19 protein-coding genes and 1 pseudogene are annotated in these 22,314 nt (G+C 66.6%); 10 read left to right on the top strand and 10 right to left on the bottom strand.

Translation table 11 applies throughout. The features are described from left to right. Nucleotides 1-130: 130 nt before the first annotated feature. From ACX9NE_RS19245 to ACX9NE_RS19220, 6 genes are all read right to left on the bottom strand, one after another. Complete coding sequence (locus ACX9NE_RS19245; RefSeq protein WP_459362516.1) at nt 131-1,495, bottom strand: wax ester/triacylglycerol synthase domain-containing protein; 1,365 nt, start codon at nt 1,493-1,495, stop codon at nt 131-133. Nucleotides 1,496-1,601: 106 nt separating this feature from the next. Next, a complete protein-coding gene (locus tag ACX9NE_RS19240) occupies nt 1,602-2,885 on the bottom strand; it encodes a D-arabinono-1,4-lactone oxidase (RefSeq protein WP_459362517.1) in 1,284 nt (427 codons plus the stop codon). After that, a complete protein-coding gene (locus ACX9NE_RS19235) occupies nt 2,882-4,087 on the bottom strand; it encodes a M28 family metallopeptidase (RefSeq protein WP_459362518.1) in 1,206 nt (401 codons plus the stop codon). The genes ACX9NE_RS19240 and ACX9NE_RS19235 overlap by 4 nt, the downstream gene beginning before the upstream one ends. Before the next feature lie 19 nt (nt 4,088-4,106). Then, nucleotides 4,107-5,345: an amino acid deaminase/aldolase gene (locus ACX9NE_RS19230; RefSeq protein ID WP_459362519.1), complete on the bottom strand. Its 1,239-nt coding sequence runs from the start codon at nt 5,343-5,345 to the stop codon at nt 4,107-4,109. A 65-nt stretch (nt 5,346-5,410) separates the two neighbouring features. Beyond that, complete coding sequence (locus ACX9NE_RS19225) at nt 5,411-7,318, bottom strand: PE family protein (protein WP_459362520.1); 1,908 nt, start codon at nt 7,316-7,318, stop codon at nt 5,411-5,413. A gap of 93 nt (nt 7,319-7,411) precedes the next feature. Then, nucleotides 7,412-8,632 (bottom strand): CaiB/BaiF CoA transferase family protein, encoded by a 1,221-nt coding sequence (locus ACX9NE_RS19220; protein WP_459362521.1) that lies wholly within the window; start codon nt 8,630-8,632, stop codon nt 7,412-7,414. Between the two features lie 252 nt (nt 8,633-8,884). Here ACX9NE_RS19220 and ACX9NE_RS19215 point away from each other — a divergent pair, with 252 nt between their 5' ends. From ACX9NE_RS19215 to ACX9NE_RS19180, 8 genes are read left to right on the top strand one after another with little or no spacing between them, the layout of a single operon-like run. Next, nucleotides 8,885-9,748 carry a mycofactocin-coupled SDR family oxidoreductase gene (locus tag ACX9NE_RS19215; protein ID WP_459362522.1) on the top strand — a complete coding sequence of 288 codons (864 nt, stop codon included), beginning with the start codon at nt 8,885-8,887 and terminating at the stop codon, nt 9,746-9,748. Between the two features lie 59 nt (nt 9,749-9,807). After that, nucleotides 9,808-10,746 carry a thiamine pyrophosphate-dependent dehydrogenase E1 component subunit alpha gene (locus tag ACX9NE_RS19210; RefSeq protein ID WP_459362656.1) on the top strand — a complete coding sequence of 313 codons (939 nt, stop codon included), beginning with the start codon at nt 9,808-9,810 and terminating at the stop codon, nt 10,744-10,746. 14 nt (nt 10,747-10,760) lie between these two features. Further along, nucleotides 10,761-11,759: an alpha-ketoacid dehydrogenase subunit beta gene (locus ACX9NE_RS19205; protein ID WP_459362523.1), complete on the top strand. Its 999-nt coding sequence runs from the start codon at nt 10,761-10,763 to the stop codon at nt 11,757-11,759. After that, nucleotides 11,752-11,988 (top strand): biotin/lipoyl-containing protein, encoded by a 237-nt coding sequence (locus tag ACX9NE_RS19200; RefSeq protein ID WP_459362524.1) that lies wholly within the window; start codon nt 11,752-11,754, stop codon nt 11,986-11,988. The genes ACX9NE_RS19205 and ACX9NE_RS19200 overlap by 8 nt, the downstream gene beginning before the upstream one ends. A gap of 18 nt (nt 11,989-12,006) precedes the next feature. Continuing rightward, nucleotides 12,007-12,876 (top strand): enoyl-CoA hydratase/isomerase family protein, encoded by an 870-nt coding sequence (locus tag ACX9NE_RS19195; protein WP_459362525.1) that lies wholly within the window; start codon nt 12,007-12,009, stop codon nt 12,874-12,876. Nucleotides 12,877-12,884: 8 nt separating this feature from the next. Then, a complete protein-coding gene (locus ACX9NE_RS19190) occupies nt 12,885-14,417 on the top strand; it encodes an acyl-CoA synthetase (protein ID WP_459362526.1) in 1,533 nt (510 codons plus the stop codon). 16 nt (nt 14,418-14,433) lie between these two features. Further along, nucleotides 14,434-15,801, top strand: coding sequence for an aromatic ring-hydroxylating oxygenase subunit alpha (locus ACX9NE_RS19185; RefSeq protein ID WP_459362527.1), 1,368 nt, complete (start codon nt 14,434-14,436; stop codon nt 15,799-15,801). Beyond that, the gene (locus ACX9NE_RS19180) at nt 15,798-17,495 is read left to right on the top strand and encodes an FAD-binding protein (protein WP_459362528.1); all 1,698 of its coding nucleotides are present in this window, start codon (nt 15,798-15,800) and stop codon (nt 17,493-17,495) included. The genes ACX9NE_RS19185 and ACX9NE_RS19180 overlap by 4 nt, the downstream gene beginning before the upstream one ends. Before the next feature lie 68 nt (nt 17,496-17,563). On the opposite strand, the gene ACX9NE_RS19175 is transcribed toward ACX9NE_RS19180, so the two are convergent. The 3 genes and pseudogenes from ACX9NE_RS19175 to ACX9NE_RS19165 form a co-directional block, all read right to left on the bottom strand. Continuing rightward, nucleotides 17,564-18,415: an enoyl-CoA hydratase-related protein gene (locus tag ACX9NE_RS19175; protein ID WP_459362529.1), complete on the bottom strand. Its 852-nt coding sequence runs from the start codon at nt 18,413-18,415 to the stop codon at nt 17,564-17,566. 31 nt (nt 18,416-18,446) lie between these two features. After that, a pseudogene (locus ACX9NE_RS19170) lies at nt 18,447-18,619 on the bottom strand (acyl-CoA dehydrogenase family protein); the annotation flags it as partial. Then, nucleotides 18,604-19,185, bottom strand: coding sequence for a class I SAM-dependent methyltransferase (locus ACX9NE_RS19165; RefSeq protein ID WP_459362530.1), 582 nt, complete (start codon nt 19,183-19,185; stop codon nt 18,604-18,606). The pseudogene ACX9NE_RS19170 and the gene ACX9NE_RS19165, both read right to left, overlap by 16 nt. Before the next feature lie 74 nt (nt 19,186-19,259). Here ACX9NE_RS19165 and ACX9NE_RS19160 point away from each other — a divergent pair, with 74 nt between their 5' ends. Continuing rightward, entirely contained in the window at nt 19,260-19,871 is a 612-nt protein-coding gene (locus ACX9NE_RS19160) for a TetR/AcrR family transcriptional regulator (RefSeq protein WP_459362531.1), read from the top strand. Between the two features lie 14 nt (nt 19,872-19,885). Here the strand turns inward: ACX9NE_RS19160 and ACX9NE_RS19155 are convergent, their stop codons facing one another. Then, entirely contained in the window at nt 19,886-21,112 is a 1,227-nt protein-coding gene (locus ACX9NE_RS19155; RefSeq protein ID WP_459362532.1) for a hypothetical protein, read from the bottom strand. Between the two features lie 465 nt (nt 21,113-21,577). Between ACX9NE_RS19155 and ACX9NE_RS19150 the strand changes: the two genes are divergently transcribed. Continuing rightward, nucleotides 21,578-22,027 (top strand): hypothetical protein, encoded by a 450-nt coding sequence (locus ACX9NE_RS19150; RefSeq protein ID WP_459362657.1) that lies wholly within the window; start codon nt 21,578-21,580, stop codon nt 22,025-22,027. Nucleotides 22,028-22,314 lie beyond the last annotated feature (287 nt).

Here is a 22,314-nt window from a genome sequence, read left to right as displayed (position 1 = left end):
CGCTTGCAGGTGAAGACATCTCGCCGGCGGCGCGCCGCAATCAGCGCACCGTGCAATGATTTGCGGGTCTGGGCGTTAACGCCAGAGCGCCACCCATTTCGATATGCAGCTGTAAGGATGCTGATACCGATCACTCGGCGAGCGCGAGCACTTCATCGAAGCCGGCGACCAGGGCGTCATGGAACACGTCGGCGTCAGGAATCGCCGCGGTGTCCACGTTGATGCCCAGCGCGCAGTTATCCACATAAGACAACAGCGTGACGTTGACGGACGCGCCGATCGTCGGGCCGAAAGCGTACTGCCCGCGCACCGCCGCGCCGCCCAGAAACACCGGCACCGGGATCCCCGGCACATCACTGGTCAGAAAGTCCACGTGACGCAGCACGGACCCGATGTACCACCGCGGCATCAGGTTGAGCATGCCCGCGATCAGTTGGGTGTGCGGCAGCGACCTTTCGTTGCGCACCGCGCCGACGCGTTCGTGTATATCCCTGATCCGGCGCGCCGGATCAGGCTCCCCGACCGGGACGTCGAACCGCATCAGGGTGATCTTGTTGCCACCCATGTCGTCGGCTTTGGTGCGCAAGCTGATCGGCATCGTCAGGTGCAGGTCGCCAACGGCGACGCCGTGTTTCTCGTGGTATAGGCGCAGGCCACCGGCGACGCCGGCGACGAATGCATCGTTCAACGCGCCACCGCACCGGTGGGCCGCCTCACGCAACGCGGGTCGCGACACGTCGTGCACGCTGAGCCGGCGGATGAGGCTGCGTTCGGTGGTCAACGGCGAGCCGGTCCGGTTAAACGGCCGCACGGTCCGGTAGACCGAAGCGGCGTTGGCCGCCGCAGAGCGTGCCGTCGCGAGCGGGCGCCGGATACCGTCATACACCAGCCGCGGTGCCCGCCTGGCCGTGCCCGCTATCGCGTGCCCGAGCAGAGAAGCGTTGTAGCGCAGAGTATCTCGGTAACCGTCCAGCCAGGTGGACGCGGACACGTGCGGTTCGGCCGGAAGCGGGTCGGGCCGGTAGTGCTCTTCGGAGAGGTCGAACAGGTTCATCGCGATCTGGACCCCGCCCACCCCGTCGGTCAGGGCGTGGTGGAACTTGCAGATCACGGCCGTGCCACCATCCTGCAAACCCTCCACGAGGGTCGTCTCCCACAGCGCCCTGGCCCGGTCGAAATCTTGCATTTCGGCCAGTCGGGCCATTTCAAGTACGTCGTCGAGCGTTCCGGATCCGCCGACTGACGTTCGCCGCATGTGGTAGTCGAGGTCGAAGTAAGGGTCCGGCTCCCACCGGGGTGGGGCCGGGGGCGGCGACTGGACAACGCGTTGCCGAAACATCGGCACGTTACGGCTGAGCCGATCGAAACGCTCGCGTACGTCGGCCCAGTCCGGAGCGCGGTCCAGCAACACCACGCTGACCACCGTCGACCGCAGCCGGGGATCGCTTTCCATCGCCCAGGTGAAGGCGTCGCTGTTGCGAAGAAATTCAGTCATGTTCGCTCCCGGTCGTAAACCTACGGCCACCGCAGCCCCGCGTCAGCACCATATTGAGAGCCAATGACTTTGGTCCCCCCAGGTGGGGCCGTTCGTCAACTGCCGCTCAGTCTCCCAGCACCCGCCGGGTGTAGTCGTTACGGAAGACGCGGTCGGGGTCAAGGCGATCGCGAACCGCGATGAAGCGATCCCAGTCCGGATAGCGCCCGCGCAACGTGGCGGCCGTCTGGTAGTGCCGCTTGCCCCAGTGCGGGCGACCCTGGTAGGAGTCCATGATCTCCTCGACGGCCCGGAAATACGTTTCGAACTCCATACCGCTGAACTGGTGCACCGCGATATAGCAGGTGTCGCGACCGTTCGCCGTGGACAGGAACGCGTCATCGGGGGCACTGAAGCGCACCTCCAGGGGAAACATGATCGGCAGGTTGCGCCGACGCACCAGGTCGATCACGCGCTGCACCGCCGCCCGCCCGTGCTCGCGGGGAATCGCGTACTCCATCTCCGTGAACTTGACGTTGCGTGCGCTCGCGTAGACCTTCCACCCGCGATCCTGCACGCTCGACGGTGACATCAGGCTGGTGATCAGCCGGTTCAGTCGGGGTGCCGCGCTCGGGACTCGGCGCCCGGTGCGGCAGATCAGATTGAGGACGGTGTTTTCGAGCTGTTCACCGAGGCTCTTCTTCCATTCCGGACCCGGCCGGGGCTCTTCGTTGCTCCGGCGGGTGGTGCGGGTCAGCGCGGTGTCTCCGTAGGGGAACACGAAGAACTCGAAGTGGTCGTTGCCGTCGACATCGGCGTCGAGCCGGTCGAGGGTCGTGGACAGCGGTCGCAGCTCGTCCTCACGGTGCAACGTGAACAGCGGCACCACTTTGAGGGTGACCTGCGAGATCACGCCCAAGGCACCGAGGGACACCCGCGCCGCCAGATAGTCATCGCCCTCGGACACCTCCACCACATCACCGGTGGCCGTGACGATTCGTGCCGAGACAATCTGTGCCGAAACGTTTTTGAATCTTGCCCCAGTGCCGTGCGTCGCGGTGGCCGTGGCTCCGGTGATCGACTGCTTGTCGATGTCGCCCTGGTTCTCGATACCGAAGCCGTGCGCTGCCAGCTCGGCGAACAGTGGATGCAACCTGGCGCCGCCCTCCACCGTCGCCACTCCGTTCGACGAGTCGACGTCGATCACCCGCTGCAGACCGGTCATGTCGATCATCACGCCGTCGGTGCAGGCACAATCGGTGAACGAGTGGCCGCTGCCCACCGCTCGGACAGGCTCACCTCTGCGCGCCGCGCGGGAAACGATGTCTGCCAGCTCGGCCTCCGAGGCTGGCCGCTCTATCAAGGTCGGCGCACAGATCTGGTCACCGGCCCAGTTTCTCCATGTGCTCATCGCACCAGCTCCCGTGCTACCGACTCGGCGACCGTAACCGCGTGAATCACGGTCTGGTACACCAGGTTTTCCGGGGTGTCCGACATCTGGTGATAGTTGGACAAGGCCTTGTGGCGGTCGATGGAAGAGAAGCACGCGGTGGGATATCCGGCGCGGCTCATCAGCACGGCGTCGGTGCTGCTGCGCGATCGCATGCCGCGCCGCAGCGGCGCGCCGGCGCGTTCGGCGGCCCGGCTCACCAGGTCACGGAAGGGCCGGTAGAAGTAATCCTCCATGACCGTGGTGCCCTCGCCTTCGAGCATGATGAGCTCGGGGGAGCCAACGGTGTCGAAGTTCAGGAAGTACGTGTGCTCGGGGTCGAGTTCGGGTTTGTGGCGTGCCAGAAATCCGTAGATGCCGCCTTGCAATTGCTCCTCGGCGCCTAACGACACCAGCAGCACCCGCACGCCCTGGACCGGCCGGTCGCGCAATCTCTCGGCCAAAGCGACCAGAAGCGCGACCGCCGAAAGGTTGTCGTTGGCCCCGGGAACGATTGGGCTGCGGGCGATGTCGGCGAACGTGGCCACCCCTACGGCGCTCATCGCTGCACCGGCAAGCATCATCGCGCGGCTGCCGCGCAGCGCGCCGGCCCCGGCTAGGGCGGGAGCGAAGATCGCCGGCCACCAGCTGGGCAATGAAGTGTCGATGCGCTCAACGATGCCGGGGAACCGTGCCACCGCGAACTCCTGAAGTCGGGAATCGAAGAACCTGCCGCTGTGCGCGGCGTCGTGGTGTGCACACACCACCAGAGTGTGCGCTCCGGACGGATCACCGGCCTCGGCCACCACGTTCCAGGTGGTGCGGGAGTTGTGCAGGGCCTTGCGCACCAGCCGCGCACCATTGGAGCAGTCGTCGGCGATGGCCAGCCCCGCCCCGAACCCCGCCAGCGCGGCCGGTGCCCGCAGACGGCGGCTGACCAGGCCGGCGGCGGCCGCCGCGATCCCGACGGCGGACAGTTTGGCGTGCAGCCGCGGGTAGCCGTCGTAGAACTGCTCTTCCTCAATGCGGGCCCGGCGTGCTCCCGCGGTGCGCAGCCGCTCGACGATCCAGACGGCTGCCTGCCGCTCCCCCGGCGCGCCCGCGGCACGCTCGATCGGCGCGAGCGTCTCAACGACTTCGCGCAGTGTCTCCAGTTCGGTCGGTCCTGCGGTGATTGTGGTCATGGCAACTCCCGTATGCGCATTAGAGGAACGTGCACCCTTCACCCCGGTAGGTCGGGACCGTGTCGACTATCGCGGCGCCGCGCACCAGATGCAGGCGATCGAACCGCTCACACAGTTCGCCGGCCTTGGTGTGCCGGAAGTACACCTTGTCACCGATCTTCAGCCGCCGCGCCGCGGCACCGGTCAGCGGCGTCTGGACTTCGCCGGTACCCTCCATCGGATCGAGCTTCAGCCCTTCTGGGAGGTACGGGGTGGGCATCCGGTCTTTGGCGCCGACGCCACTGGCAAGATAACCGCCGCCCAGAGCGGTCACCGTCGCCGCATCCGGCCGACGCGACACCGGCAGCGCGAAGATGGCCGCGGGTTGCAGGGTGAACGACGAGTAGGAGTCGAATGATGTCGGGGCGTAGAAGCCGGAACCGGCGGTCGCCTCGGTCATTGCCGGTTCCCGGGCCACCAGCTGCAAGTCGCCCGTCCCCCCGGCATTGACGAGCTCGAGGTCGGCGACCTCGCGCACCAGCTCCACCGCGCGGGCTCGGCGGTCCCGTAATTCGGCGATCGACCGGCGCTGCATCCAGCCGACGAGAGCGTTCTGCACGCGCCTGCCGGTGACGTGGTCGCCCACCCCGGCGATGTGGCCCTCATAGGACATCAGCGCGACCAGCTTCAGAGCCGGCCGACGCGCGATCTCGACGGCGAGTGCATGCGCCTGCTCAGGGGTATGCACCGGCGAGCGTTTGGGACCGATCTTCACCCGCCCGCCCGCCGGCCAGTATCCGGCGTCGAGGTCCAGGCACAACCGCACCGGCCGGTCGGTGACACTTTCGATCAGGTCGAGATGGTCGAGGCAATCGACCATCACGATCGGCGCACCATCGGGGTCTGCGGCGGTGATTTCGCCGAGTTCGCGCAGCGCGGCGCGATCAGAGCTGGGGTAAGCGAGCAGCAGATTCCGGAAGCCGTGGCCGGTCAGCCACAGCGTCTCGCGCAGGGTGAATGTCATCAGCCCGTCGAAGCGCTGATCGGAGTCCAGGATCTCGCGTTGGATCGGCCTGCAGCGCAGCGATTTCGACGCCACCCGGATCGGCTTGTCGCCGGCGCGGGCAAGCATCTGGCGGGCGTTGCCCCACATCGCGTCGAGGTCGATGAATGCAAACGGGGGGTCGACGTCGGCGAATGCCTGTTCGTATCGCTGCAGCCGGCCCGACGTGTCCAGCCTGACCTGGCCAACCGAACGTTGCTCGCGGCCGGAATTCACGCCGTCACCTTATGCGAACACGCGCCCGATTGCCGCAACCCGCCGGCAATCGACGGCGCGGTCTGTCAGTTGGGTCCGTTTGTTCCATTCTGACCCAACAACAGGCCTCCCCTACCGCCCGGACCGCCGGGTGCGCCGCCGGTGCCCGCCCCACCGTTGCCGCCGTTGCCGATCAGAATGGCGTTGCCGCCCGCACCACCAGCGCCCGCGCCGCCCTGTGCGCCGCTGCCGCCGGCGCCGCCATTGCCGAACAGCAACCCGCCCCCGCCACCGCCACCTCCGGTGCCGACGCCGCCCGCGCCGGCCGCCCCGCCCGCACCGCCGCTACCGAACAGGTAAGCGCCGTTACCGCCGGCGCCGCCGGCCGCGATGCTGTTCGTACCGCCCGCGCCGCCGGCGCCGCCATTGCCGCCGTTGCCGAACACCCAGCCCCCGTTGCCGCCGGCGCCTCCACCCGCATACAGCACCCCGCCGACGCTGGTGGCACCGCCGTCGCCCCCGTCGCCGCCCGTCCCGAACAGCAGTCCGCCGCGGCCGCCGTTGCCGCCCAGGCCGCCGACCGGACGTTGACTGAGGATAGGAGCGTCGGTTTTTCCGATGATGCCGATGCCGCCGCCGCTGCCACCATGACCCCCGGCCCCCAACAACGAGGCGTCACCGCCACCGCCGGCGAAGCCGCCGGAGCCGGCGTAGCCCGCGACAGGTCCGGCGCCGCCGTCGCCTCCGGCCCCACCGCTGCCGCCCAGCCCGCCGTTGCCGGCAAGCAGGCCTCCGGGGCTGCCCTGGCCACCCAGGCCGCCGACGCCGCCGTTGCCTCCCGAGGCGGTGCCGCTGCCGCCGCTGCCGCCAACGCCGCCATTGCCGCCGGCTGCGCCGTTACCGAATAGACCGAGGGCGCCGCCGTTCCCGCCGGCGCCACCATGCCCCCCGGCGTTGCCGCTGAGCGGCGTCCCGGCGCCGGTGCCCCCGGCGCCGCCCATTCCCCCGGTGCCGGGTGCGCCGTAGAGCAGGCCGCTTTGACCACCGCCACCCCCTTGGCCGCCGTAGCCGCCCAGGCTGTTGGTCGCCAGGGAGGTGTCACTCGGTCCGCCGGCTCCTCCGGTGCCTCCGGCGCCGCCGTATCCGAACAAGGCCGCGCTTGCGCCCCCGGCCCCGCCGGACCCACCGGCGCCGCCGGCGGACAGGATGGTCTGGGTAGGGCCGGGCAGTGGCGCCGCTCCGCCGGTCCCGCCGGCGCCACCCGCCCCGCCGAACCCGTAGAACAGGCCGGCTCCGCCGCCGTTGCCGCCCGAGCCGCCGGCGGTGCCCACGATACTGCCGGTGACCGGGGCACCGCCGTTACCGCCTGCCCCGCCGAAACCTCCGTTGCCCCAGAGCAATCCGCCGCTTCCGCCGGCTCCGCCGGTGGGGCCTGGCAGTCCGGCCGCGGTGGCGTTGCCCGCGGCTCCCCCATTACCCCCGTTACCGAACAGACCGGCGCTGCCGCCGTTGCCACCACCCTGGTTGTTTGCACCGGCTCCCCCGTTGCCCCCGTTGCCCCACAGCAACCCGCCATCGCCCCCGTTCGCGCCGGTTCCGTTAACCCCGTCGGCGCCGTTGCCGATCAGCGGTCGGCCGAGCAGCAGTTGGGTGGGTGCATTGATGAGATCGAGCAGGTCCTCGGCGATCGACTGCGCGGCCAGTGGCGTGGCGTTGGCCGCCTCGGCCAGGGCATAGCTGCCGGCACTGGCCGATAGCGCCTGTACGAACCGATCGTGGAACGTCGCGGCCTGCATGCTCAGCACCTGGTAAGCGCGGGCGTGGTCACCGAACAATGCCGCGACAGCGGCCGATACCTCATCGGCCGCGGCGGCCAGCTGTGCGGTTGTCGGCGCGGCTGCCGTCGCATTGGCCGCAGTCAACGAGGAGCCGAGGCTCGCCAGATCCGAAGCCGCTGCCGTCAGAAAATCCGGCGTCGCGCTGAGATACGACACAATGCCTCCGCTTAGCCGTCGTCGAACTTCGGCAAAGAGTATCGCGACCAGGGCGTCGGACCGTGCATTTCCCTCAGTCGTCGTGCCCCGAGGTCACAGGATGGCCTTGACGTCCTTGGCCCGGGCGATCTGGTCCCAGTCCACATCGAGTTCCAGCAGGATCTCCTCGGTGTGCTGGCCGTGTTCGGGCGCCCGGCTCGGGGCCGGCGGCGTTTCGTTGAATTGCACTGGCGCAGCGACGATCCGGTACTTCTCCCCACTGTCGTCGACGTTGGTCACGACGTAGCCGTTGGGTTCCACCTGCGGGTCGTTGAGGGTCTCGCGCGGTGTCGCGAGGGCTCCCCACACGCCGGGTTCATCTGCCAGCACCTGCCGCCAGTGTGCCAGGTCATGGTCGGCAAAAGCCTTGGTGAAGATGGCCGTTGCCTCTGCGGCGTTCGCGATCAGGTTCGACGACGGCACGAAACGCGGATCGTTGACCACTTCGGCCAAGCCCATGCGCCGGCAGAAGCCGGCCCAGAACTTGTCGGGTTGCAGGAACACCAGCTGGATCCAGCGGTTGTCCTTGGTCCGGTACCTCGCCACCAGCGGGTTGATGGCCAATCCGGGTGGCGCCCCCGGGATTCCGTCGATATCGAACAGATCGGCAACCGAAATCGACGGCGCGATCGCCCACATCGCCTGCGCCAGCAGTGAGGAGTCGACAATGCTCGGCTCGCCGGTCCGCTCCCGGTGGAACAAAGCTGCACACACCCCCCCGGCCAGCGTCGCTCCGCCTTGCAGGTCCCCGAACGCGGGCCCCTGCACCGCCGGGTTCTCGGTGCCGAAGGGGGTGAGCGTATACGCCACTCCGCCGCGTGCCAGATAGGTGGCGGCGTCGAAGCCGCCGCGGTCACGGTCGGGACCACGCACTCCCAGGCCGGTGCCCCTGGCGATGATGATCCGGGGATTGAAGGAGCGGATGTCCTTGACCGTCAACCGGGCGCGCTCGAGTGCACCGGGCAGCCAATTGGTCAGGAAAACATCCGCCGAAGCCAGCAAGCGGCCGAACAATTCGCGACCGGTGTCGGTCTTGATGTCGATCGCGATGCTGCGTTTGCCCCGGTTGCTCAACTCCAGGATGAAGTCGACGTCGGCACGCGCTGCCTGGCGCGTGAATCCACCGACCACCAACGCGCGTCCGGGATCACCGGAGGCGACTCCTTCAACCTTGATGACGTCGGCGCCCCAGTCCGCCAGGGCGACTCCCGCGGACGGAACGTATGTCCACGATGCCAGCTCGACAACCCGCACACCGCTGAGCATGCCCGCCATGGTCGACCCCCTGGGTTGCTTTCTTGCTATTTTAGATATTCTAGCTACTGTAAGGCATATTGATAGCCCGACCGCAGCCATACCCGCTCGGGCACGGCTGCCCGTGGGAGAGATGCGATGGAGCCGACCGCTGGTCCGATCCCCGAACTCCGCCTGCGGAGCTCGCACGTCGCGCCGGGAGCAACCTCATGACCAGAGATGTTGGGACACAACGGCGATCATGCCGACAAGGGGCGGGCTAGGGGGCGCGACGTGGGCCGAGTTACCGGAAAGGTTGCCGTCATCAGTGGAGCGGCGCGGGGGCAGGGCCGCTCGCATGCGCGGATGCTGGCCGCCGAAGGCGCCGACGTCATCGCGATCGACCTGTGCGCAGATATCGAGACCAACGAGTATCCGCTGGCCCGGCCGCAGGATCTCGACGAGACGGTACGCCTGGTCGAGAAGGAAGGTCGGCGGGCGTATTCGGCCATCGCCGACGTTCGTGACCGCGTTGCCGTGTCGGCCGCGATCGACGAGGGCGTCGCCGAGTTCGGCCGTCTGGACATCGTGGTCGCCAACGCCGGGATCTGCCCGCTGACTGCCGGCTTGCCGCCCCAGGCCTTCGCCGACGCTGTCGACGTCGATCTGGGCGGCGTGCTGAACCTGGTGCACGCCGCCCTCAAACATCTGCGGGCCGGCGCGTCCATCATCGTCATCGGATCCAACGCCGCCTTCATGTCGTCGATGAACACCACCGGAATCGATGGGGGTCCCGGCGGCGCCGGCTACGCGTTCGCGAAAATCGCCGCGGCACATTACGTCAACGACTTCGCGCGGGCACTGGCACCGTTCTCCATCCGCATGAACGCGGTGCATCCCACCAACGTAAACACCGACATGCTGCACAGCGCACCGATGTACCGGGCGTTCCGGCCCGACCTGGCCAACCCGGCCCGCGAGGACGTCGAGCCGATTTTTCCGTTGGTGCAGGCGATGCCGGTTCCTTACGTGGAACCAGAAGACATCAGCGAGGCGGTGCTGTTCCTGGCTTCTGACGCTGCTCGCTACATCACCGGCCAGCAGTTGCGGGTGGACGCCGGCGGCTTCCTCAAAGTCAAACCCTGGTCGGGCTCATAACCGATGCCGGGCAACGGAACTGGAGGCACTTGGTGAACGAGCGCCGTCTCTATGAGCTGATGGTGTTGATGAAGGCCGCCGACGACCGGCTGTCCAGGGGCATCAGCACCGGGGAGTTCATGTGCGTGTACTGGCCGTCGCGCGGCCAGGAAGCCATCGCGGCGGCGATGGGTGTGACGCTGCGCCCCGACGATCAGTTGGTGACCACTTACCGTGGGCTGCACGATCTCATCGGCAAAGGCGTGGCGCTGGAAGAGATCTACGGCGAGATGATGGGCCGCGTCGTGGGCGCCGGCCGGGGCAAGGGCGGCACCATGCACATCGCCGACCCGGACAAGGGGGTGATGCTTTCCACCGGGATCGTCGGGGCCGGCCCACCCGTTGCTGTCGGCCTTGCCATGGCGGCTCAACGTAAAGGGCTGCAACGGGTTACGGTAGTGAGCTTCGGTGACGGCGCCACCAACACCGGTTCGTTCCACGAGGCCGCGAACATGGCCGCGCTGTGGGATCTACCGTTGGTGTTCGTCTGCCAGAACAACCTGTACGCCGAGATGACGCCGACCTCGGCCACGATGAAGATCCCTCAGGTGGCCGATCGGGCCGCGGGGTACGGCATACCCGGTGTCCGCGTCGACGGCAACGACCCGCTTGCGGTTCAATCGGCACTGGTGCAGGCGCTGGGCCGGGCGCGCCGCGGCGGCGGTCCCACGTTCATCGAATGCGTGACATTCCGCTTCCGCGGACACTACTTCGGCGACCGGATGTCGTACATCCCGAAGGACCAACTCGCCGCAGCCATGGCCGCCGACCCGGTGCCACGATTCCGCGATCAGCTGGTGGCAGCGGGCATCTGCACCGCCGACGAACTCGACCGCGTTGACGCCGACGCTCAAGCGGCGGTCCAAACCGCTCTGGACACCGTGCTGGGTGCCGATCCACCGTCGATCGACGAATTGGACCGCGATGTGTATGCCACCCCGATCAAGTTCCCCGGCTGAGGAATCGACCCGCCATGGAAGAACGAGAGATGAGCATGCGCGAGGCGCTGAACCTCGCGCTGGATCAGGCTTTGGGGGCCGACGAACGAGTGTTCCTGCTCGGTGAGGACATCGCCGATCCCGGCGCGTCGGGGCCCACCGCCGGGTTGTCGACGAAGTACGGCCACGACCGGGTACTGGATACGCCGATCTCGGAAGCGGGGATCGTCGGTGCCGCGATCGGTGCCGCCATCGACGGCCTGCTGCCGGTGGCCGAGATCATGATCATGGATTTCATCGGCATCGCCGCCGACCAGCTGATCAACAACGCTGCCAAGTTGCGGTTCATGACCGCCGGCCGGACAACCGCGCCCATCACGATCCGCACCCAGGTGTACGCGGGTCTGGCCACTGGTGCGACGCACTCGCAGTCGCTGGAGGCCTGGTTCATGCACATCCCCGGGATGAAGGTCATCGTGCCGTCCACACCGCGGGACGCCAAAGGCCTACTCACCTCGGCCATCTTCGACGAAGATCCGTGTCTGTTCGTCGAAACCATCCGGCTGCAGGGCAGGAAGGGTCCGGTGCCGGTGGATCCCGGCTTCGCAATTCCCCTGGGCCAGGCCGACATCAAGTGGTCCGGCACCGACGTGAGCCTGATCGGTTACGGACGCGCCGTGCACGACGCGCTGGCCGCCGCGGCCACTCTGCACGAGCAGGGCGTCAGTGCGGAGGTGGTCGACCTGCGTACCCTGCTCCCGCTCGACGTCGACACCATCGTCGAATCCGCGCGCCGTACCCGGCGCGTCGTGATCGTGCACGACGCCGTGCAGTTCGCCGGACCGGGGGCCGAGGTCGCCGCCATCCTGTCTTTAGAGTTGTTCGGGGAATTGGCCGCTCCCATCCAGCGTGTCGGCGCCAGGTTCGTCCCCGCACCGGCCGCGGCGGCGCTGGAGGCACATGTTTACCCGTCGCCGGCCCGGATCGTGGCGGCTGCGCGGCTGACTTTGGAGAAGGCCAGGGCGCATGGCTGACTTCGTGATCCGGATCCCGCGGGTGTCGGTCGCCGTCTCGGAGGCCGAGCTCACCGAGCTACTGGTGGCGGCCGGCGAGCATGTCGACGAGGGCACGCCAATCTACGTGATCGCCACCGAGAAGGTGGAACAGGAGATCGAAGCCGGGGCATCGGGCACCGTGCGGTGGACCGGCCAGATCGGAACGACTTACGACATCGGCACCGAGATCGGCGTCATCACCTCATAGTGAAAGGTATTGAAAGCCATGGACCTCAACGAGACTCGCGAAAGAATCATCTATGAAAAGGAAGGTCCCATCGCGCGTGTCACGCTGAACTGGCCGGAGAAGGCCAATGCTCAGGATCAGAAACTGGCCGAAGAAGTCGATGCCGCGTTGCTCGACGCCGACCGCGACTACGACATCAAGGTGCTGGTGCTCAAGGCGAACGGGAAGGGCTTCTGCTCGGGACACGCCATCGGCAACAACGCCGTCGACTATCCGGCATTCGTCGAAGGCGCGAAAGTGATGGGCACGCCATGGAAGCCGCAGACCGACCTGTTCGTCAAGCCCGTGATGAACCTGTGGGAGTTCTCCAAACCGACCATCGCGCAGGTGCACGGTTACTGCGTCGGCGGAGGCACGCACTACGGGCTGACCACCGATATCGTGATCGCCGCCGAAGATGCCTATTTCTCCTATCCCCCGCTGCAGGGATTCGGCATGCCCTCCGGAGAATGCTCGATTGAGCCGTGGGTCTTCATGAACTGGCGCCGGGCGGCGTACTACCTGTACCTCGCCGAGGTCATTGACGCCAGGAAAGCCCTGGAGGTCGGACTCGTCAACGAGGTGGTTCCCCGCGAAAAACTCGATGATCGGGTCGAGGCCATCGCTCGCCACATCGCTCAGGCACCGATGACCACCCTGCTGGCGACTAAGGCCAACCTGAAGCGGGCCTGGGAACTGATGGGCATGCGGGTGCACTGGCAGAGCTCGAATGACCTTGTCGCCCTTGCCTCGTTGAGCAAAGACGTGCAGGAGCTGATTCAGACGGTTTTCCGGGACAAGGTGCTGCCATCCGAACAGGCGCGACGGCAGGCTGCGGCGGCCGCATCGACCGACGGCGCCGGCACCTAGACCCACCCGTGAACATCGCCGATCACGCGAGAACGGCCGCACGGTCGCCGGCACTCATCACTGCGGGCGGCGTGATCTCCTTCGGTGAGCTGTACGCCCGCAGCCAACGGGTCGCCGCGGCGTTGTACGAGGCCGGTCTGCGCCGCGGCGACGGTGTGGCGGTGATTCTTGCCAACCGGCCGGAGTTTCTCGAAATCACCTGGGGCTGCCAGCTTTCCGGTCTCTACTACACCGCGGTCAACACCCATTTCACGCCGGGAGAGGTCGCCTATGTCATCGGCGACTCCGAAGCGAAGGCGGTGTTCGTGGATCGGTCGATGACCGCCCTGGCCTCGCATATCCGCGAGGTCAACTCCTCGGTGCGCGTGCACTTGGCGGTTGGTGGCGAGCTGCCGGGCTGGCGGTCGTATGAGGATGTGCTGGCCGTGGCGGGGCAAGCCCCGCCCCTGATGGACGGTAGCGAGATGCTTTACTCCTCGGGCACCACCGGCAGGCCCAAAGCGGTGCGCCGCCCGCTGCCGGAGGACGGCAACGGATCCTGGGCGCAGGCGGTGCTGGAGTTGGCGCTCGTTCACAAGTACGGCATGAACCCGTCAAGCGTGTATCTGTCCCCGGCGCCGCTGTATCACGCAGCCGGGGTCAACTACACGATGGCGGTCAATCGCGTTGGCGCGGCATCGATCATCATGCCCAGGTTCGACGCGGAGACCGTGTTACGGCTGATCGAGACCCACCGGGTCACCCACGCCCAGTTCGTGCCGACGATGTTCGTGCGGATGCTCAAGCTGCCGGCGGCAGTTCGGAGCAGCTACGACGTGTCGAGTCTGCGGTGTGTGATTCACGCGGCCGCCCCCTGCCCGGTCGGCGTCAAACGTCAGATGATGGACTGGTTCGGCCCCATCATTCACGAGTACTACGGCGGCACCGAGGGTTTCGCGGGTACGACGATCGGGCCGCAGGAATGGTTGGAGCACCCGGGCTCGGTGGGCAACCCCATGACCGCTGTGCACGTCGTCGGTGAGGACGGCACCGAGCTGCCGGTGGGCGAATCCGGCGAACTCTATTTCGAGGGCGGCCCGGACTTCGAGTACTTCAAAGACCCCGCCAAAACGGCGTCGGTACACAACGAACGCGGTTGGCGCACCTTGGGCGACATGGGCTACCTCGACGCCGACGGCTATCTCTATCTGACCGACCGCTCCACCTTCATGATCGTCTCCGGCGGGGTCAACATTTATCCGCAGGAAGTGGAGAACCACTTGATCATGCATCCCAAATTGCTCGACGCAGCGGTGTTCGGGGTGCCTAACGACGAGTTCGGCGAAGAGGTCAGGGCCGTGGTGCAACCAGCACCGGCGATCGCGCCGGGCGCCGAGCTGGAGGCAGAACTCATTGCCTACTGCCGGGCCCACCTGGCCGCCTACAAATGTCCGCGCACCGTCGAATTCGACGCTGAGCTGCCTCGCGACCCGAACGGGAAGCTGTACAAGCGGCAAATCCGGGACCGGTACTGGCAGGGACGGATGTCCCGAATCGTATAGATATAGAGGGAACGCCATGGATGTGAACTGGGCGCCGCTGCCGGTGCCGTGGGCGGTGCAGGACGCCGACCGGATACCCAAGCAGCGCTACTACGACCCGCAGTTCTACGAGCTGGAAACCCGTAAGTTCTGGCCGCGAGTGTGGCAGATGGCATGCCGTCTCGAGGAGATCCCCAAACCCGGTGACTTCGTCGAGTACGAGATCCTCGACCAGTCCGTCATCGTGGTCCGCCTCGATGCCGACACCGTGCGTGCCTACCACAACGCATGCCGCCACCGTGGCGTGAAGCTGGTGGAGGGCAACGGGTCCCGTCGCACCTTCGTCTGCCCCTTCCACGGCTGGTGCTGGGGCATCGACGGACGGAACACCTTCGTGCTGCGAGCGGAGGCGTTCGACGAGCACAACCTGGATCCCGAAGACCTGGCGCTCGTCGCGGTGCGATGCGAGTTATGGGGTGGGTGTGCGTGGATCAACCTCGATGACGACGCACCCCCGCTGCGTGACTGCTTCGAACCGTTCGCGACGATCTACGACGCCTGGAAGGTGGAGTCGCTGCGCACGGAGTGGTGGCAATCGTGTCGACTTCCGGTGAACTGGAAGCTCGCGATGGCGGCCTTCATGGAGGGCTATCACGTCCCGCAGACGCACCCTCAGTTACTGCCGTCGTCGCAGCCCGCATCGACGAAGCCCGGCCTGATTCAAAGCAATCTGTACTTCATGCGCACCCTCGGCGCAGGCATGGCCGGCATGACCCACGAGAACGACATCCGGATCGCAGAAGGCCTGCAAAACATCACGCTACCAACCGATCCCGCCGAGGCGACGGCGCTGTGGAAAAGCACCCTCAACGATGCCGTGGTCGCCTGGCACCGAGCCCGGGGCTGCGACATGCCCGACCTCAACGACCTGCAGCGCCGCGGGATCGTCGACGCGATCGGGTTCTGCTTTCCGCACTACTTCCTGCTGCCGCAATACAGCAGCGCCTCGTCCTATCGGATCCGTCCGCTCGGGCCCGAGGAGACGCTGTTCGAGATCTGGTCACTCACCCGGATTCCGCCGGACCAGATCACCGGTAAGCCCACCCCGCCGCGGCCCATGGCACCCGATGACCCGCGCTGGCCGCCCATCCCCGCCCAGGACTTCTCCAACCTGCCCCGGCAACAAAAAGGATTGCACTCGAAGGGATTCGAATACATGCGGCTATCCAGCCAGATTGAGGGACTGATCTCCAATTTCGAGCGCGTCATCGACGGTTTCCTGGCCGACCTGCCGTATGAAGCGCTGGTCCCGGCGATCCAGAAGACCAACACCACGATCGACGTGCCGATCGCCGATCTCGGCTTCACAGCCGCCGGCGCGTCGCCAGCAGGGGCACCACGGTGAATACCGATTGGCATCGCAGCGTCGACCTGGTGATCGCGGGCAGTGGCGGCGGGGGGATGGTCGCGGGACTGGCCGCACTCGATGCCGGCCTGCAGCCGCTGATCGTCGAAAAGCAGTCTCTGGTCGGTGGTTCGACGGGACTGTCCGGGGGGATCGTCTGGCTGCCCAACAACCCGTTGATGCGAGCGGAGGGCATCGCGGACTCCCACGAGGACGGTCTGGCCTATCTGTCGGACGTCGTGGGTGATATTGGCGCACCCTCCTCCCCCGCGCGCCGGGAGATGTTCCTGACCGCCGGTTACGAAATGATCAATTTCCTCGTCCGCAAAGGCGTGCGTTTGATCCGGTGCGCCGGGTGGAGCGACTACTACCCGAATCACAAGGGCGGCAACGAGTCCGGCCGCGCCGTGGAGGGAATACCGTTCGACGCCGCCGCACTCGGCGCCTGGCACGACAAGGTGCAGCCGCCACTGGCCCGAAATTACGGGTACGTCGTCCTGACCAACGAATTGCGCTCGGTCCAGTATTTCAATCGTTCACCTCGCGCGTTCGCGGTCGCTGCCCGGGTCTTCGCCCGCACCCGGGCCGCCCGCCTTGCGCGCCGGCAGATCCTGACCAACGGCGCGTCATTGATCGGCCAGATGCTCAGGGTGCTCATCGAACTCAGCGGCGGCCAGCCACCGCTGTGGACCAACGCCGCCGTGGACGACCTCATCGTCGAAGACGGACGCGTGGCCGGTGCCCGCATCATCCGCGACGGCGTGACCCAGAACGTTAAGGCGCGCAAGGGAGTACTGCTGGCCGCCGGGGGTTTCGGGCACAACCCCGACATGCGTCGCCGGTACAGCGCCGAACAGCCCAACGATGGACAGTGGTCGATCGCCAACGCGGGCGACACCGGCGAGGTGCTGCAGGCCGCGATGCGGTTGGGGGCCAAGACCGATCTGCTCGACGAAGCCTGGTGGCTCCCTTCGGTGTTCATCGCCAACGGCGGTGCTGCCGCCGCGTCGCTGGGGTCGGGACGGCAGCGGCCCGGAGCCATCTACGTGGACTCCGGCGGCCGGCGGTTCTGCAACGAGTCCAATTCCTATGTCGAGGTCGGCAAGGCGATGTACGCCAACAAGGCGGTGCCCTGCTGGATGATCTTCGACGACGGGTACGTGCGCCGCTACGTCGCCGGTACCAATCCGGTCAAACGCGAGCACCTACCCCGGGCGCTGATCGACAGCGGCGCCGTCAAGCGCGCTGCGACACTCAGCGAGCTGGCCCGCCAGATCGACCTGTCCGGGCCGGAGCTGATCCGAACGGTCCAGCGGTTCAACAAGTTTGCGGCCAAGGGCTTGGACCCTGATTTCGGTCGGGGTCAGTCGGCGTACAACGACTGCCTCGGAGATCCCGGGTACCGGCCCAACCCTGCGGTGGGTCCACTGGACCGCGCGCCCTACTACGCCACCAAGGTCTTTCCCGCGGACGTGGGGACGTGCGGCGGGGTGATCACCAACGAACATGCGCAGGTGCTCGACCAGCAGGACCGGGTCATTGAGGGGCTGTACGCGACCGGCAACACCACCGCCACGGTCATGGGCCGGACATATCCCGGCGCGGGCGCAAGCATTGCGAGCTCAATGGTGTTCGGCTATGTCGCGGCTCGACACGCCGCCGGCCGCAAGGTCGCCGGTGAGATGAGCCGCTGAGTTGGCCAGAGTACCTTCCGCCGAGCGTGAGGCTGGCTTCACGTTCGGCGTCGAACGTGAAGCCAGCTTCACGATGGCCGCTGGCCCCCAGTGTCGGCGCCCTCGACGAAATCGCGGGGCTTCATGCCGGACTGGATGAGCTCGGCCCGACGGGCCTGCACATCCGAAGCCGCGCCCACCATGTTCGTCAGGATGTGGCTGACCTGAAGATGCACGCGCATCCCCATCAGTTCCCAGGCCCGCTTCACGTTGTTCTTCACCGCCATCAGCGTGGTCAGCGGAATCTGAGCGATCTTGCGGGCCATCTCTTCGACGGTATCCTCGAGGTCGTCGCGCGGCACCACCTTGTTGAGCAAGCCCCAGTCGAGTGCCTGCTGGGCCGACAGCGTCGGGGCCAGCAGCAGCCAGTCCATGGTGCGATGCCAGTTCATCATCAGCCAGGGCTCGATCATGGTGTGACCGCCGGGCTCGCCGAGGCTCTGTGCCAGCGGCATCTGGAAATACGCGTCCTCGGAGGCGACGCAGAAGTCGGTCAGCAGTCCCAGGTAGATCCCGCCGCCCATGCAGTAACCATGAATCTGGGAGATCGTCGGTTTGGGAAACTCCCACAAATACAGCGTCGGCCACAAAAACAGGTCGGCGGTGCCTTTGTAGAGATCCTCGAAGGTGTTTCCGAAGTCGGGATAAGGGTTTTCGTCCGGGCCCCACCGGGCCACGTGGCCCCCACAGAAACCCTTGCCGTTGGCCTTGAGGATGACGACCTTGATCTCTTTGTCGTGATCGGCCTCTCGCAGACAGGTGTCGACTTCGGTCACCAGCACCGCATCTTTGGTGTTCGCCTTCTCCGCCCGGTTCAAGACGATGCGCGCGATGGGTGGCTCACGCTCGTAGATGACAGCTTCCAGCACGCGCCGCTCCATGGTCCTGACACTACCCGACTCGGAGTGCGGGCTACAGTGACCGGCTGACGATTTCCTTCATGATTTCGCTTGTGCCGCCGTAGATCTTGTCGACGCGCGGCTTCTATGCAGGTGCGATACGGTAGTCCGTCATGTACCCGTAGCCGGCGACCGCGTTGCTGGGGCGACCAACGTCGACATCGACGCGGTCACCGCGTCGTTGTTGCGGTGCCCGACAGTACCCCGGCTCGGCGCGCCACCAACCAGGCATATCCCCCGCCCTCGCCCGCCGTCAGTTGATCGAGTTCACCGAATACCGAAGGCAGTTCGCCGCGGGCGGCGCGGAACGGCCCCGGTTCGGCGCCGACCTCACTGAGAGTGCAGATAGCCAGTATTCCGCCCGGCGCCAAGCGCTCAATCAGCGCCCGGTCGAGGCGGCGGTCGCGGAACTTGTTGCACAGCAACATGTCTACCGGCGGTCCGTCCGGCAGACCCTCGTCGAGGTCGGCGATACTGAATCGGCAGCGGTCACCAAAACTCATGCGGTCAGCTAGATTTGAGGCCAGTTCGATAGCCACGCGGGAAATGTCCACGCCCCAGACGTCCAGCCCCCGCCTTGCCAGCCAAACGGAGTCAACCCCCCGGCCACAGGCGATATCGAGTGCCCGTCCCGAGTTGGGGATCACGTCGATACGCGGAAGCAGGAACTCTGGCGGAGCACCGACCTCGACCAGCGCCGGGCCCGACTTCGCGTAACGCTCATCCCACCGGCGCCGGTCCTGCTCGGTCACACCGCCCACGTTACTGCGTTCTCAATTTCTGGACAGTTGTCCACGTGTAGCCCGTCGTTTCCTACACCGGACGGGTGTCGAGCGGGGTACCACTTTTCGCGGGCGACGACGCGTCCGCCGCGGCCGGCGCAAGCACGCAGCGCCGTTCGGATCGGCGTCCGGGACAGACGATCCGCAAGGTCCTGGACGCCGCGCTGGAGGAGTTGCGCGAGTCGTCTTACGCCAACCTCACGATGCGCGCGGTGGCCCAGCGGGCCGGCGTGTCACCCGCGAGCGCCTACACCTACTTCTCGTCGAAAAGCGCACTGGTGGTGGCGGTCTACCTTCGGCTGCTCCGGGAACTCCCGCGGCACACCGACGTGAACGACACCACCAAAACCAGGGTCAGCGCGACGATGCGGGACACGGCGCTGGTGGTCGCCGACGAGCCGGAACTCACCGCCGGGTGCGGCGCCGCGCTGATGGCCGACGACCCCGCCGTTGTTCCGCTTCGGGAGGAGATCGGCGCGGACGTTGCCCGCCGGATCGGCGCGGCGCTGGGCCCCGGCTGGCCGCGGCCGGTGAAGTCCACCCTGCAGATGACCTTCGCAGGTGCTCTGATGACGGCCCGCTTCCTCACCTATCACGAGATCGCGGGTCAGCTCGATGAGGCGGTCAATCTCATCCTCGGCGCGTCCGTCGCCTGAACGGCGGGGGCAGGTCAGACGGGAGTGAGCGGCAACGATTTGCGCGGCTGAAAGACGAAGGTCGAACCGCCGCTGACCTTGGCCACTGAAACTTCCGGGAATTCCTTTGTCACCGTGTCGGTTTCGGTGATCAATGCTGTCCATTCGGTCGCGCTGCCGCTGATGTCGACGCGCAGATGTGGATCCACCGCGGACACGATCGCTTGCAAGGGTGCCACCTCGCCGGGGGATACCAGCGCCGGCCAGGCATGATCCTCGTGGGCCGGCGACGGATGCAGGTGCAGGCGATCCCGTTCGAAATCCGCCCGCACGTAGACGGCGGGATTGAACAGCGGGTGCAGTTTCATTACACGCACCGCACCCTCGACGCCCGCGGGCAAGTCCAGTGCTCGGTGGATCCGCTCGCCGGCCAGCCCTGCGAGCCCGATCAGCTGCTTGGTGGCGATCGACCGGGCCATGGCCGTGTCGTCGCCGGCGCGTTTGCGCACCGCGAGGTCGAACGACAGATAGAGCAGATGCATCTGCAGGCAGACCTCGTCGGCGAGACGGACCAGCGCCGCGTGCGAGAAGGCGCCGAAATCGAAGTCCGACACAAGCGGTCCGGAGTAGTCGTACTGCCCCGGCCCAGTCGACTCGATCGGATCGAGTTCGGTGGTAGCGGCTCTGGTGCGGCCGACGATCTCCAGCCCGGGGATGAAGCCGACTTCAGGGTGAGAGTCGTCGATGATCACCGTCCACGCGCAGTGCGGGTGTCGGTCCGCGGGTACCCGCGGGGGCCGGTGAATCGGACGCACCTGAGCCCTGCGGTTGGTTGCCAGCGCGGTGGCGTCGAATGTCGGGTCCTCGATGTCATGACACATCCCCCGCACGTAGTCTTCGCCCATCGGTTCGACATCGAGTAGTGCTCCGCAGTGGTCGAGCTGAAACTCACCGTGCCAGCGATCGTGCACCGTGTATCGGAAGTCCATGAATTGCGGCGGTGCGCCGATGTCGAGTTGCAGGCCCTTGAAAATGGTGATGACGTCGTCGCCCTCGAAACGCAGGGCGCGCTGCATGCGCTTGGTGTACAGCGGGCTGGCGCCGGCCCACTCTTCGATCGCAATCTGCAGCATTTCCTCGCGGCCGAATTGCTGTATGCACCAAGCCATTCCGGATCGGTCGATCATCTGGCCGATCAACAGCAGCTCCGGCACCAGCGTGCTGAGCTGTGCTCGGGTGAGGGCGGCGTACCTGCTCGTCAACAGCGGTCCTCCGGTCTGCCTGGCTACCCGGCCTGCGGTGCCGTGCCGGCCTCGGTCCGGCCCGAAACTTGGCTGAACTCGTCCATGAAACTGGACAGATGTCTGGTTACTCTCGCGACTCTAGCCGATTTCTTCCGGATTCGGCACATAGCCGGCGGATAGGCCAAGACGCAGGGTGGTCAACGCCCGGTCGGTGCGGTCAGGCTTCGCTGGTTCCGAGCCCCGTCTTGACACCGTGCTTCTGGACGACTGTCCGATATCGGTGCTGCTCGCTTCACACCGCGACTGGCGTGAGCCTCACCGTGATGCCGGCGCGAGATCGGCGGCGAATGTCACCGCCAACTCCCGCTGGGCGACGCGGTTGGAAGTGCCCAGCGGTTGATCCACTCGACACTATCGGCAATCCTCATCGGGGAATCTCGTGGATGCGGCGAAGGAGGGTCTGAGGTGGCGGGTGTGGGACAGATGGCGATGAACAGTGCGCCGGTCCTGGGTGGTGTGATGCTCGCCCTGACAGCGGGGCAGTTCCGGGGACCGGACTACCGGTCGTTGATCAAGCAGGACATGGATCTGCTGGATCGGCTCCCGCCGGAAGCCACTGAACGCCGGGCAAACCTGCAGCGCAGCATCGACACCCGGATCGACGACCTGATCGACGCGGCCGACAAGACCAATGCGCTGCGCAGGGCCGCGACGTCCTACCGGGGCAACTGGCGCGACATCGTGCTGTTCCTCTGCGTGGTGTTGTTCGCCGTGGTCTGGTGGGACGTCAATCACAGCCGGGCCAACTGGTTACCGACCTTTGTGCTCCTGATCTTGCTGTCGGTGGTCACCGCCGCGTACGCACTGCGCGGAATGGTTCGTGCGGGTGTATCTCTGATGCGTGGGGGTCGCCGCGACCGCGACACCGGTTAGCTGACCGGGTGCGCAACGGCAGCCGCGGACCGCGCCGCCGGCCGTGGCGTCGGTCAACTCCCCTTCGGCCACCACCGTCTGGCCCAGCACCGGCGTCTCGACGTAGCCGTCCGAGCGTTGGATCAAGCGGCCGGCGCCACCGGGCAGATCTTCCACCCGCTCCCGACAGTGCAGCCCGAGTCGCTCCGGGTCGATCAGGTTGACGTCAGCACGACGCCCCGGCGCCGGCACACCACGGTCGCCGAGCCCGTAACAGCGCGCCGGGTCACCGTCATGACCGTTTCCAG

The sequence above is a fragment of the Mycobacterium sp. ML4 genome (assembly GCF_054515735.1).
The sequence above is the reverse complement of the archived record's forward strand: the minus strand, read 5'-3'. Positions and strand labels throughout refer to the sequence as shown.